General features: G+C 71.8%; 13 protein-coding genes. 7 read left to right on the top strand and 6 right to left on the bottom strand.

The features are described from left to right. Positions 1-137 precede the first annotated feature (137 nt). Genes ABT057_RS35435 through ABT057_RS35415 form a run of 5 tightly spaced genes read left to right on the top strand, consistent with a single transcriptional unit; the run spans position 138 to position 6241 of the window. Complete coding sequence (locus tag ABT057_RS35435) at positions 138-2321, top strand: phosphotransferase (RefSeq protein ID WP_352347979.1); 2184 nt, start codon at positions 138-140, stop codon at positions 2319-2321. Between the two features lie 30 nt (positions 2322-2351). Next, positions 2352-3020: a TetR/AcrR family transcriptional regulator gene (locus tag ABT057_RS35430; RefSeq protein WP_352347978.1), complete on the top strand. Its 669-nt coding sequence runs from the start codon at positions 2352-2354 to the stop codon at positions 3018-3020. Positions 3021-3060: 40 nt separating this feature from the next. Beyond that, a complete protein-coding gene (locus tag ABT057_RS35425) occupies positions 3061-5130 on the top strand; it encodes a HelD family protein (RefSeq protein WP_352347977.1) in 2070 nt (689 codons plus the stop codon). After that, on the top strand, positions 5127-5765 hold the full coding sequence (locus tag ABT057_RS35420) for an RraA family protein (protein ID WP_352347976.1): 639 nt from the start codon (positions 5127-5129) through the stop codon (positions 5763-5765). Before ABT057_RS35425 ends, ABT057_RS35420 begins: the two co-directional genes overlap by 4 nt. Continuing rightward, positions 5762-6241, top strand: a complete 480-nt coding sequence (locus tag ABT057_RS35415) for an HAD domain-containing protein (RefSeq protein WP_352347975.1) — start codon at positions 5762-5764, stop codon at positions 6239-6241. The genes ABT057_RS35420 and ABT057_RS35415 overlap by 4 nt, the downstream gene beginning before the upstream one ends. Before the next feature lie 86 nt (positions 6242-6327). On the opposite strand, the gene ABT057_RS35410 is transcribed toward ABT057_RS35415, so the two are convergent. After that, entirely contained in the window at positions 6328-7182 is an 855-nt protein-coding gene (locus ABT057_RS35410; protein WP_502974019.1) for a helix-turn-helix transcriptional regulator, read from the bottom strand. A 187-nt stretch (positions 7183-7369) separates the two neighbouring features. On the opposite strand from ABT057_RS35410, the gene ABT057_RS35405 reads away from it, so the two are divergent. Both ABT057_RS35405 and ABT057_RS35400 read left to right on the top strand, forming a co-directional pair. After that, positions 7370-8152, top strand: a complete 783-nt coding sequence (locus ABT057_RS35405) for an SDR family oxidoreductase (RefSeq protein WP_352347973.1) — start codon at positions 7370-7372, stop codon at positions 8150-8152. Between the two features lie 124 nt (positions 8153-8276). Further along, positions 8277-8492: a tautomerase family protein gene (locus tag ABT057_RS35400; RefSeq protein ID WP_352347972.1), complete on the top strand. Its 216-nt coding sequence runs from the start codon at positions 8277-8279 to the stop codon at positions 8490-8492. A gap of 136 nt (positions 8493-8628) precedes the next feature. On the opposite strand, the gene ABT057_RS35395 is transcribed toward ABT057_RS35400, so the two are convergent. The 5 genes from ABT057_RS35395 to ABT057_RS35375 are packed head-to-tail and all read right to left on the bottom strand — an operon-like array spanning position 8629 to position 12697. Further along, positions 8629-9639, bottom strand: a complete 1011-nt coding sequence (locus ABT057_RS35395) for a sugar kinase (RefSeq protein ID WP_502974018.1) — start codon at positions 9637-9639, stop codon at positions 8629-8631. 56 nt (positions 9640-9695) lie between these two features. After that, positions 9696-10469, bottom strand: coding sequence for an amino acid ABC transporter ATP-binding protein (locus ABT057_RS35390; protein WP_502974017.1), 774 nt, complete (start codon positions 10467-10469; stop codon positions 9696-9698). Continuing rightward, positions 10466-11116 carry an amino acid ABC transporter permease gene (locus ABT057_RS35385; RefSeq protein ID WP_352347971.1) on the bottom strand — a complete coding sequence of 217 codons (651 nt, stop codon included), beginning with the start codon at positions 11114-11116 and terminating at the stop codon, positions 10466-10468. The genes ABT057_RS35390 and ABT057_RS35385 overlap by 4 nt, the downstream gene beginning before the upstream one ends. Next, on the bottom strand, positions 11116-11859 hold the full coding sequence (locus tag ABT057_RS35380) for an amino acid ABC transporter permease (protein WP_352347970.1): 744 nt from the start codon (positions 11857-11859) through the stop codon (positions 11116-11118). Before ABT057_RS35380 ends, ABT057_RS35385 begins: the two co-directional genes overlap by 1 nt. Before the next feature lie 49 nt (positions 11860-11908). Further along, complete coding sequence (locus ABT057_RS35375) at positions 11909-12697, bottom strand: ABC transporter substrate-binding protein (RefSeq protein WP_352347969.1); 789 nt, start codon at positions 12695-12697, stop codon at positions 11909-11911. Positions 12698-12961 lie beyond the last annotated feature (264 nt).

Below are 12961 nucleotides of genomic sequence, written 5' to 3'. Positions count from 1 at the left end.
ACGTCCCATACGGATGAGACGGCACCCCGTGCTCGCCCGCGCTCACTCCACCGGTCATCGCCGGCGTGCGGCGCAGCGCCCGGCATCTCACGATTGCCGTACCCATTCGAACGAGTAAGACCTTTCCGGAGCGGCCAGTGCTCGAGCCCCTAGTCCCCCGGCACCTGGCCGGAGGCCGAGCCTCCGCCGCTCCGTCCGGCGCCGCACTCACGAGGTTCCTGGAGTTCGCGCAGGGGGCGCCGGCGTCCAGCGGTCACCACAACCGGAACTATGTGGTTCCTCTGACGGAGTACATCGCCCCGTGGGCGGGCCGGCCGGCCGGCACCGAGGTCACCGTGCGGGTTCCGCGTGCCGACGCGCTGCCGGTGGTGATCAGGACCTGGCATGACGAGGCCGCGGTCCTCGCGGCCGTCCGCGATGTGCTGCCGCACGCGCCGGAATGTCTGCTGAAGGGCCCGGGGTTCGCCGTCCACAGCTATGTGGAGGGCGTGCCGCTCTCCACCATCTGCGGAAACGGTAAACCCGTCGACACCCTGCTCATGAAGGCGCTGGCCGAGCTGCTGGCCCGGATGACCGAGGTGCGCCGCTCCGCGCTGCCGCCGCTGCCGGCCGGCTGGCCCGCCAGCCACACCGACAGCCAGAGCTTTCTGCGGACCCTGGCCCGGTGCGCCGACGAACAGATCCGTCGGCCCAATTGGACCGAATTCGGTGGGCTGTTCAAAGCGCTGGGTCTTCCCGACCGGGCCCTCCTCGACTTCGCCGACCGGGTGCCCGCGATGGCGCGGCGTCCGTACAGCCTGCTCCACGCGGACCTGCACCGGGACAACCTGATCGTGTCGTACGACGGCGCCCCGCCGCTGATCTGCGTCGACTGGGAGCTGGCCACCTACGGCGACCCGCTGCACGACCTCGCGACGCACCTCGTGCGGATGCGGTATCCGGCGCACCAGTGGGACGAGGTGATCGAGGCGTGGCGTGAGGCCATGCTCAGGTTGCGGCCCGCGGCCGTCACCGGCCTGGGTACGGATCTGTGGCACTACGTCAACTTCGAGCGGGCGCAGTCCGTCTACCCGGACGTCATGCGGACCGCCCGGTCGCTGCAGCGGTCGCTCACCCAGCAGAACCTGGACGAGGCGACCGCGGAGGTGCGCCGGGCGCTGACCACGGCCGCGGAGCCGCTGCGGCTGCGGAACGTGCCGGAGACCGGCGAGATCGAGGGAGCCCTGTTCCGGTGGCTGTCGTCCCGCGCCGACGCCGGCCGACGGGGCTGGCTGGTGAAGGCGTTCGACTGGAAGCCGGATCCGCGCCTCCCCGAGCCAGGCCTGTCCGACGCCGCCGTCCGGGAGGCCCTGCTGGCCGAGGGCGCCGCCCGGGCCGACCACGTGTTCAAGGGGACCGCGCATCTCAACACCGTGGTCCGGGTCGCGGGCCGCCCGGCCCCCCTCGTCGTACGGCGCAAACTGCCGAACGTCTCGCGCCGGGAACCCTGTTACCTGAGCGAGCACGCGGTGCTGCGCGCGATCCAGGAGAGCGGGGTCGAGGTGGCGGCGCCGCGTGTGCTCGCGCTGGGCGAGAGCTACCCGAAGGATCCCTTCGCCATCCACACGTACGTCGGTCCGCAGGGCGACATCCCGCCCCGCCACCCGGTCAACGGCCTGTGGCCGCACGAGGCCGACGGGCTCGTCGACCAGCTGTGCGCCCTGACCGCCGTCGACTTCAAGGGCATCGACCCGGCGGCCGGCGCGGGCCTCTTCTACGAGTGGCTGACCGAGCAGTTGGTCGGGCTGGTGCGGGAGCTGCCGAAGGAGTCCCTGAGCCTGGCCCGGACCCTCGGACTGCCGGACCACCAGCGGCTGCGCCAGCTGCTGTCCCCGCACCGGATCAGCGACCGGTCGCCCGTCCTCCTGCACGGCGACCTCAACCCGTGGAACCTGGTCTGCCGTGACGACCGGTTCGGGGTCACCATCATCGACTGGGAGATGGCCCTCGTCGGCGACCCGCTCTACGACCTCGTCCGGCACACGCATCTCACCCCGACCCGCCCCGAGATCAAGGAACGTATGGTCCGGCGGTGGGAGCGGCAGCTGGACGCCGTGTACACGAGGAACTGGCGGCGGGACTGGGGTGTCTACCGCCGTATCGAGATCGTCCGCTCCGCGTACATCGACCTCGACCGCCTGGTGACCCGCGCGAGTCTCGACGTTCCCAACGTCCGCAGGGCCGTGAACTCCTACGCCGCCACCCTGGCGGCGGCGACGGCGTCGTTGGGGCTGCCGATGCCGGCCACCGCGAACCCGTACCTGGCCCGCGCTCTGGCGTAGCGACACCCGTGGCGCCCGTAGGCTCGTCCCATGAGTGAGACCGGGCTGCGGGAGCGCAAGAAGCGGCGGATGTACGAGACCGTGTCGGACATCGCGGTGCGGCTCTTCGTCGAGCGGGGCTTCGACGCGGTGTCCGTCGCCGAGGTGGCCGCCGCGGCCGAGATCTCCAAGCCGACCCTCTTCCGGTACTTCCCGGCCAAGGAGGACCTCGTCCTGCACCGGATCGCCGACCACGAGGACGAGTCGGCGCGGGTGGTCACCGCCGCGCGGGCCGAGGGGGAGGCGCCGCTGCCCGCGCTGCGCCGCCACTTCCTCGCCGGGCTCGCCGCGCAGGACCCCGTCACCGGGCTCAACGACCATCCGCAGGTCCGCGCCTTCCACAACCTGGTCTACGGCACCCCCGCCCTGGTCGCCCGCCTGTACGCCCACCTGGAGCGCGCGGAGTCCACCCTCGCCGAGGCCCTCGGCGGCGGGCTCGACGCCCGGCTGGCGGCGGGCCAGATCGTCGCCGTGCGACGGATCCTCGCCGAGGAGAACTGGCGGCGGATCGCGGCGGGGGAGGCGCTGGAGGAGGTTCGGCCGGAGGCGGTGGCGGCGGCGGAGCGGGCGTTCGGACTGCTGGAGGCGGCTCTTCCGCATCTGGCCGCCCCGGCCGGTCCTGCTCCGGCCGGCCCCACGCCAAATATCGAGAGTCGGTAAAAGATGTAACCCGGTTACGTTATTCGCCTACTCTTGGCCCATGACGTCCGCAGACCCCGCCGCGCACGAGGAACTCGCCACCGCCCTCCGCCACGAACGCGCCCACCACGACACCTGCCGCGCCGCCCTCGCCGCGATGATCGAGGGCGCCGACCTCCACGTCGTCACCGGCGAGGACGTCTCCGCGTCCGGCGCCGACGCCGAGGTCCTCGGCTACGGGCTGCGCAGCCGCGCCAAGGCCCTGCACGAACTGCCCGAAGGCCCCCTGTTCTTCGGCCGCCTGGACTTCACCACCGGGGAGCCCGGCCACCACATCGGCCGGCTCCGCATCAGCGAACACCCCGCCGCCCCGCCCCTCGTCGTCGACTGGCGGGCCCCCGTCTCCCGCGCCTTCTACCAGGCCAGTGCCCGAGACCCGCAGGGTGTCGCGGTACGGCGCCGGTTCGGCTGGGCGCCCGGCAGCCGCGGCGACTCCGCCGACCTGACCGGCCTGGAGGACGAACACCTCGCCGTGGGAGAACCGGCGGGCAAGCCGGCCGGCACCGGCGGCCTCCTCGCCCGCGAGCTCGAACGTCCCCGCGTCGGCCCCATGCGCGACATCGCGGCCACCATCCAGCCCGAACAGGACCACCTCGTACGAGGCGAACTCACCGAGTCGGTGTGCGTACAGGGCGCCCCCGGCACCGGCAAGACCGCCGTCGGCCTGCACCGCGCCGCCTACCTCCTCTACACCCACCCGCAGCGCGTCGACCGCGCCGGTCTCCTCATCCTCGGCCCCAACCCCACCTTCCTCTCCTACATCGCCGAGGTGCTGCCCTCCCTCGGCGAGACGGGCGTGCGCCAGTCGACCCTGCACGAGGAGATCGCCCGCCACCCGGTGACCGGGACGGACACCGACGCGGCCGCCGCCGCCAAGCACGACGCCCGCATGGCGGAGGTGCTGCGCCGGGCGGTGTACGGGAGGGTGGCGGCCGGCCGCGCCGAGGAACTGGCCGTGCCCGACGGGTCGTACCGCTGGCGGATCCCGGCTCATGCGCTGACGGAGATCGTGACCGCCGTCCTCGCCGAGGAACCGCCCTACGAGGTCGGGCGGGAACGCGTCCGCAGCCGGATCGTCCGCCGGATCCTCGAACAGGCGGAGCGCCGCTCGGGCCCGCCCCCCGGTTCCTGGGTGCGCCGGATCGAACGGGCGCGGGCGGTCGGCGCGTGCGTGGACGCGCTGTGGCCGAAGCTGCGGCCCGAGGAGGAGCTCGCCGGACTGCTGAGCGACCCTGAGGCACTGGCGCGGGCGGCCCACGGCCTGCTCGACGACTCCGAGCAGCGGGCCCTGCTCTGGTCCCGGCCGCCCCGCTCACCGAAGTCCGCGCGCTGGTCGGCCGCCGACCTGGTCCTCCTCGACGAGATCGCCGGACTCCTCCGGCATCCGCGGGGCTACGGCCATGTCGTGGTCGACGAGGCCCAGGACCTCTCCCCGATGGAGTGCCGGGCCATCGCCCGCCGCGTCCCCTTCGGCTCGCTCACCGTCCTCGGCGACCTGGCCCAGGGCACCACCCCGTGGGCGGCGGCCTCCTGGCGGGTCCAACTGGCCCACCTGGGCAAACCGGACGCCGCCCTCGTCCCGCTGACCACGGGCTACCGGGTGCCCGCCGCCGTCCTCACCCTCGCCAACCGCCTCCTCGGCCGCCTCCACGCGGACGTCCCCCCGGCCCGCTCCCTGCGCCGCGACGGCGAACTGCGCATCCGCCGCACCACCGGCGACCCGGCCCCCGAGGTCGTCGCCGCCGTACGCGACGCCCTCACCCACGAGGGTTCGGTCGGGGTGGTGACGGCGGACGCCGAGACCTCCCGCATCCGCCAGGCCCTCACCGACGCCGGCGTCGATCTCACCACCGGCCGGGTAACCGTGATCGCCGCGACCCTCGTCAAGGGCCTGGAGTACGACCACGTCGTCGCCGTGGAACCGGCCGCGATCGCCGAGTCCGAGCAACGCGGCCTGAACCGCCTGTACGTGGTGCTGACCCGCGCGGTGTCCCGGCTGGAGGTGGTGCACGCAAGGGAGTTGCCGTGGTCGGACGCCGCGGAACCGGGCCGACTATCGTCCCCTGCATGACGACCGACAGCAACGACAGCACGGGTTTCGCCGCCGTCCCCACCACCATTCTCGCCGACCTGCTCGGCCGCTCCCGGGTCATGGACATCGGGATACGCCCCCTGTGGGGGCCGGCCCCGCGGGTCGCCGGGCCCGCGTTCACCGTCCGCTGCCCGCCCGGCGACAACCTGATGCTGCACGCGGCCATCCACCGCGCGGACCCCGGCTCGGTGATCGTCGTCGAGTCGGGCGACCTGGACTACGCGCTGGCCGGCGGAAACGTCTGCGCGGTCGCGCAGCGGCGGGGCGTCGCCGCCTTCGTCCTGGACGGCCTGATCCGCGACCTGGCGGAGGTGCGGGAGGCACGCTTCCCCGTCCACGCGCGGGGCGTCATCCCGATCCCCGGCGCCAAGGCCGCCGTGCGCCCGCTGAACGAGCGGGCGCGGTGCGGGGGCGTCGACGTCGATCCCGGCGATGTCGTGGTCGCCGACGAGGAGGGAGTGGTCGTCGTGCCGGCCGCCCGCGCCGCGGAGATCCTGACCGCGGCCAGGGCCCGGCTCGCCAAGGAGGCCACCGAGACCCTCGACGCATGGGAGGAGACCCACCGGGCCCGAGTCCAGAAGATCCTCACGGAGAACGGGTTCGAGGGCCGATGACACTGCTCTTCCTCGACGTCGACGGCACCCTGATCCCGTTCGGGGGCCCGGCCCCCTACCCGGTGCACGGAACCTCACCGCACCCCCTCCTGCCCCGGGTCGACCCGGCACTCGGCCCCCGGCTGGCCGCGCTGGGCTGCACGGCGGTGTGGGCGACGACCTGGCTGGACGAGGCGAACACCCTCCTCGCGCCCTGGCTCGGGCTGCCCCCGCTGCCGGTGGTGGAGTGGCCGGACGAGGAGCCGCCGGCCGGTCGGCGGCACTGGAAGACGCGGCCCTTGGTCGCCTGGGCCGACGGGCGCCCCTTCGTCTGGCTCGACGACGAGATCACCGACGCCGACCGCGTCTGGGTGGCCGCGCGGCATCCCGGCCCGGCTCTCCTGCATCGCGTCGACCACCGCCGCGGCCTCACCGACGCCGACCTCGCGGCGGTGGAGGCGTGGGTGAGCGGGATGCCGGGGTCAGGGGGCGGCTGACGCGCTCGCCCCACCACCGACACCCCGAGTCCCGGTTCCTCGGCGGGCAGTCGGCGGGAGGCGGCGGGGTGTCGTCCTCGTCCCCCTCATGCGAGCGTCGACGGCGTCATGTCCTGTGTGCCGATCACGGAGAGCAGGCTCAGCTGGGCCGCGCCCTCGGTGCCGGGTGGGGCACTGAACCACAGCAGGCGCTGGCGTCCGTCCTCGCTGAACAGGCTGTGGCAGTCCAGTTCGATGACGCCCAGGGCGGGGTGGACGATGCGTTTGTGGTCGGTTCGCCGGAGGGCGACGTCGTGGGTGTCCCAGAGGGCGGCGAACTCCGGGCTGCTTCGGCGCAGTCCGGCCACCATCCTGCCCACCTCCGGGTCGCTGCCGCGCCGGGCGGCGACCGCCTGCAGGTCGGCGACGAAGACCCGGGAGTGGTGCGGGTGGTCCTCGGGCGGATAGAGGGTGCGGGCCCCGGGGTCGGTGAACCAGCGGTGGACGAAGCTCGCCTGGAGACCGCGCAGCGCCGGGGGCCGGCCGACGAGGGCGGCGGCCAGCGGGTTCTGGACGAGGGTTTCGTGCAGGTCGGTGATGACCTGGGCAGGGGTCGCGGTGAGCTGGTCCAGCAGGCTGAGCAGACCGGGCTGGACATGCGCGGTGAGGCCCTGCGCCGCCGGGGGGACGGCCCGGTCGGCGAGGTGGAACAGATGGTCGCGTTCGTCGCCGTCCAGCCGCAGCGCCCGGGCCAGCGAGGCCAGGACCTGGGCCGAGGGCTGGGCGCCGCGTCCGCGTTCCAGCTCGGTGTAGTAGTCCGCGGACAGTCCGGCCAGGTGGGCGACCTCCTCGCGCCGCAGACCGGGCACCCGTCGCCGCGGGCCGGTGGGCAGGCCGACGTCCGCCGGGCGGATCCGGTCGCGCCGGGACTTCAGGAACGCGGCGAGTGCGGAATGTTTCACGTCTCCCATCGTCGCGTGCACCGGTGGACGTGAGCCAGGGGACGGCAACCCCAGGGTGGGGACAGCCCTGGCCGGTGCGGGCACACCGGACCACTCTGGAGCCACGAGCGGGGCACCGCACCGGCGCCCCCGGCCATGATCCATCCGTCGTGGCACCAACCCTCTGGCACCTCAAGCAGGAGTGTTCATGTCTGCCCAGGAAACCGCGGACCGCCACACCACGTCAGGGCCCCCGGGCGACCGCCCCCGTGTCGCCGTCGTCACGGGCGGCTCCCGCGGCATCGGCCGCGAGACGGTGCGCCGGCTCGCCGCCGACCAGTGCGCGGTTCTGGTCGGCTATGTGGGCAACCGCGAGTCGGCCGAGGCCGCCGTCAAGGACGTCACGGCCGCCGGCGGCAGGGCGATCGCCGTCCGGGCCGACGTAGCCGACGAGCAGGAGATCTCCGCGCTGTTCGCCACCGCGGAGGCCGAGTTCGGGGGCGTCGACGTCGTCGTCCACGCGGCCGGCCGGGTCCACCTGGCGCCCGTCGCCGAACTGGACCTGGCGGAGCTGGACGCGCTCCACCGCACCAACGTCCGCGGGACCTTCGTCGTCGCCCAGCAGGCCGCGCGCAGGATCCGCAGCGGCGGCGCGTTCATCACCTTCTCCACGTCCGTGGTGGGCCTGGCCTTCCCCGGCTACGGCGCCTACAGCGCCGGCAAGGGCGCCGTCGAAGCACTCACGCTGGTCCTCGCGCGTGAGCTGCGCGGCCGGAACATCACCGTCAACGCCGTGGCGCCCGGCCCCACCGCCACCGATCTGTTCCTCGATGGCAAGGACGAACAGACCATCGCCCGACTGGCCGCCCAGCCCCCGCTGGAGCGCCTCGGAACCCCCGCCGACATCGCCGAAGTCGTCGCCTTCCTCGCCTCTCCGGCCGGCCACTGGGTCAACGGCCAGGTCATCCGCGCCAACGGCGGCATCATCTGACGGCCGCGGCCCGTTGCACGGTGCCGGCACCCGACCGACACGCCCCCGCAGACCCCGGTCCCGGCACCTGCTCACCGCGGCAGGTTTCCCGTGACCCCATGTCCATCGAAAAAGGAGAACAACCATGCCGTTCGCGAACTTCAAGGTCCCTGCCGGAACCCTCGACGAGAAGCAGAAGGAGACGATCGTGACCCGCACCACCGAGCTGTACGTGGAGATCTACGGCGAACGCGCCCGGGCCAACACCATGGTCCTGGTCGAGGAGGTCGCCGACGGCGGTTGGGGCATCGGCGGCGACGTCCTGACCCTGGCCATGCTCCAGCAGTCCGCCGGGGACTGACCCGGGACGCAACGAGGAGGGGCCGAGAGCGAAGTCCCCCTCGACGCGCCCGCGGAGGTGTCCTGGCCGGTGCGGATCCCGGTCGTCGGTATCGCGGCCCGGCTCGTCGTGGTGTTCCTTGTGGGGGAACGGAGTGTCAGGTCAGGCGCAGGGCGGACCAGGCCGCGTCGTCGAGCGCGAGGTGGCGGTCGAGGGTCTCGCGGGTCAGGTCGGCGGGGATGTCCTCCCGGGTGCTGAGCGTCGCGGCGGCCACGAGGTGGCCGAGGCGTAGCCCGTTCCGCGGGGTGCGGCCTTCCAGCAGTGCCGCGAGGTAGCCGGCGGCGAAGGCGTCACCGGCTCCGACGGGTTCGACGACCTGGGCGGCAGGGGTGGAGACGAAGGTTTCCTCGCCGTCAGCGCCATACGCCGTCGCTCCGTGCCCGGCGTCCTTGACGACCAGTACCGGGCCGGGGCCGACCAGGTCGCGGACGTCCTGTGCCGTGCGGGTGGCCCACAGTCTCTCGGCCTCGTCGCGTCCGACGAACACGAGGTCTGCGCCGCGGGCCAGCTCCAGCAGCACGGGGGCGGCGTCGGCCGGGCGGTGCCGCCACAGAGCCGGGCGGTGGTTGACGTCGAAGGACAGGACCGGCCCGGGGACTGCCCGGCGGGAGACGAGGTGGGTGACCAGTTCGGCGCAGCTGTCCGAGAGTGCCGCGGTGATGCCGGAAAGGTGCAGCACACGGGCCCGGTGGAGCAGCGCAAGGTTCGCCAGGCCGGGATCCATGGCGGCGGCCGCGGAGTCCCGGCGGTAGTAGTACGTGCCGGTGCCGTCCGGGCCCGGGTCCTTGAAGTACACGCCCGTCGGCCGCTGCGGGTCCGTCTCGACGGCGGAGACGTCGACGCCGCGGGCGGTGAGTTCCTCCAGGACGCGCTGTCCGAGGGGATCGTCGCCCACTCGGCCCAGCCAGGCGGCGCTGTGCCCCAGGCCGGCCAGGGCGCAGGCCACGTTGGACTCCGCTCCGCCCACGGTGAGCGCCAGAGCTCTCTGGTGCGCGAGAGGCCGGGTGTCCCGGGGGCTGAGTACGGCCATGGTTTCTCCGATGCACACCACGTCGGCTTTGGTCTCGGAGCCGGAGGGCGCGCGGGGAGAAGGAGGCGGGATGAGCACGGGGGGTTCCTTCTGCGGGTTTTCAGACAGTGGTGCCAGGGCGGAAGGAGTGCCCCTCAGGTGTCCAGGACTCGGTGCAGGAACTGCTGGGTGCGCTGCTCGGCCGGGTTGCCGAAGACCTGCTCGGGCGAGCCCTGTTCGAGGACGACGCCGCCGTCCATGAAGACGACGCGGTCGGCGGTGTCCTTGGCGAAGCGCATCTCGTGGGTGACGACGACCATGGTCATGCCGTCCTCGGCGAGGGAACGCATGACGCCGGTGACCTCGCCGACGAGTTCGGGGTCGAGAGCGGAGGTCGGTTCGTCGAAGAACATGATCGCGGGGTCCATGGCGAGCGCCCGGGCGATGGCGACGCGCTGCTGCTGGCCACCGGAGAGCTGTGCGGGGTAGGAGTCGGCCTTGTCGGCGAGTCCGACCCGCTTCAAAGCGGCCCGGCCGCGCTCTTCTGCCTCCGCGCGGGAGGGTTTGCGGACCTTCAGCAGGGCGAGCGTGACATTGCCCAGCGCGGTCTTGTGCGGGAAGAGGTTGAACTGCTGGAAGACCATCCCGACGTGCCCGAAGATCTCAGGCGCGCGCTTGCGGTCATGCAGCGGGACACCGCCCACCCACACCTCGCCGCTGTCCGCGCGCTCCAGGTCGCACATGATGCGCAGCAGTGTGCTCTTGCCCGAACCGCTGGCGCCGATCAGGACGACGACCTCGCCCGGCTCCACGTCGATGTCGACGCCCTTGAGGACCTCCAGGTCACCGAAGCGCTTGTGCACGCCGGACAGCGAGATCCGCGAGGTGGTCACCGCCTTCTGCAGGGCGGCGGGGTCGGTGGTCATCATGCGGTGACAGCCTTTCGCTCCATGCGCCGCACGAGCAGCGACAGCGGATAACAGATGACGAAGTACAGGACGGCGACAGCGACGTAGGAAGTCGCCGGGTCGCCCACCCGGTCGATGACGGCCTGGCCCTGGCGGACCAGTTCGACATAGCCGATCACCACGGCGATCGACGTGTCCTTGATCAGGGAGAGGTACTGGCCGACCAGCGGGGGCAGGACGATCGCCCGGGTCTGGGGAAGGATGACGCTCAGGAATGTCTGAACGCGGGGCAGGCCCAGCACCCGCGCCGCCTCCCACTGGCCGCGGGGCACCGCCTCGATGCCGGCCCGGAAGATCTCCGCGATGTAGGCGCCCTGGTAGAGAGTGAGGGCGAGCAGGGCCGCGCCGAAGACGGTGATGCCCACGAGGCCCAGGTAGGCCGCGCCGAAGTAGAGGAACAGCATCTGGATCAGCAGCGGTGTGCCGCGGAAGATCTCCAGATAGCCCCGGGCGAGCTGGGCCAGGACCGGGATGCGGCTGGTGCGCACGGCCGCGACGACCAGACCGACCAGGGTTCCGGTGGCGATCGCCGCGATCGAGAGCAGGATCGTGGCCCACAGGCCGGAGACGTACAGTTCGCGGTTCGACCAGATGACCGACCAGTCCATCAGGCCTCCTTCTGGACGGGACGCGCGGAACGCGCCGGCAGCAGACGGCGTACGGCGCTGAGGGGACGGGGGCGCTCGCCGGGACGCAGCGGGGGCTTGAACGCGACCCGCCCGATGAGTCCCGCGACGAGGACGACCGCGTTGGTGAGGACCAGGTAGAGCACCGCGGCGATACCGAAGACCTGCACGGTCAGCAGCGTGCGGGAGTTGATGACCATCGCCGTGCCCGTCAGCTCGGGGACGGAGATGGCGGACAGCAGCGACGAACCCAGGATGATCTGCACGAGCTGGTTCACCACTGCGGGGTAGACGTTGCGCAGGGCCTGCGGAAGCACCACATGCGCGAACGTGCGCAGTGGGCTCAGGGCGAGTACCCGTGCGGCTTCACGCTGGCCGCGGGGGACGGCCTGGATGCCGGCGCGGAAGATCTCGGTGAGGTACGCGCCGACGTTCACGCCGAGGGCGAGCACCCCCGCCTGTACCGGGCTCAGCCTGAGGCCGGCCGACGGGAGCGCGAAGTAGGCGACGAACATCTGCAGCAGCACGGGGGTGTTGCGGATGACCTCGACGTAGACGGCGGCGGGCGCGCGCAGCACCAGGTGGCGGGATCTGCGGGCCAGGGCGCCGAACAGGCCGAGGACGAAGGCGAGCACGAAGGCTTCGAGCGAGAGTTTCAGGGACAGCCAGGCCGCGTCGAGATAGGTGGCCCAGTCCCGGAGGGCGTAGGTCCAGTCAACGAACATGGGACTCCTCCACGGGGCGGCGGCGAGGGGGCCGCCGCCCGGCCGGGACTCAGTAGGACGGGTTGAGCGGGAAGACTCGGTCGACGCCGAACCACTTCTTGTAGAGGTCGTTGGCCTGTCCGGAGGTGTTGAACTCCCGCAACCACGTGTTGACCCACTGCAGCCAGGTGGCGTCGCCCAGCGGAACGCCGATGCCGTTGTACTCCAGCGGTACGACGGAGTCCTTGGTGACCTTGAGCGAAGAGTCCTGCTTGGCCTGGTAGTTGAGGAAGTTGGAGTCCTCGACCATGGCGTCGGCCTGGCCCTGCTTGACGGCGAGCACGGCGGCGGCGGAGGTGTCGTACTCCTGGATCTTCGCTTCGGGGTTGCCGGCCTTGACCGCGTCGCCGTTGGTGGATCCCTTGGTCACGGCGACCGTCTTGCCACTGAGGTCCTCGAGGGTGGAGATGCCGCTGGACTTCTTCACCAGCATCACCTCGCCCGCGACGATGTAGGGGTCGCTGAAGGAGACCTGCTTCGCTCGCTCGGCGGTGGTGGTGAAGTTGCAGACCACCGCGTCGACCTTCTTGGTCTGCAGGTTGGGAATGCGGTTGGCGGACGTGGTGTCGACGATCTTGACCTTGACGCCGAGAGCTGTGGCCATGGCGGTGGCGACGTCGACGTCGAAGCCCTGCGGCTTGTTGTTCTTGTCCATCGAGCCGAACGGCGGGAACGTCAGGCAGCTGGCGACGTTGAGGGTGCCGCGCTTGATGACGTCCTGGAGCGTCGAGGACTGCTGGTTCCCAGCCGAGGTGCCGCTGCTGGAGGAGCAGGCGGCGAGCGATGCGACAGCGGTCACACCGATACAAATCGTCATCAGAGTGCGGGTACGGTGACGAAATCTCATCACGTGCATTCCCTTCCGGGAGGGTTTTTGAGGGTGAGCCTGGCGGCCGGAGAAGGGGGTGATCACCATCGATCGCCTGCTGGTTTTGCGATGCAAAATTGCGTTTCGCAGAACGTTGGGGAGAAGTTAGCCCGGCGCCCCACGGTCGTCAACGCTCGATTTCGATATGTGACATTCCGTTTTGCAATGCAGTTCGATAGGGTGCGGTTGGGTCCC

Origin of the sequence: Streptomyces sp. NPDC002588, from assembly GCF_040295925.1 — a bacterium.
In the GTDB taxonomy this organism is placed as follows: domain Bacteria; phylum Actinomycetota; class Actinomycetes; order Streptomycetales; family Streptomycetaceae; genus Streptomyces.
The sequence above is the reverse complement of the archived record's forward strand: the minus strand, read 5'-3'. Positions and strand labels throughout refer to the sequence as shown.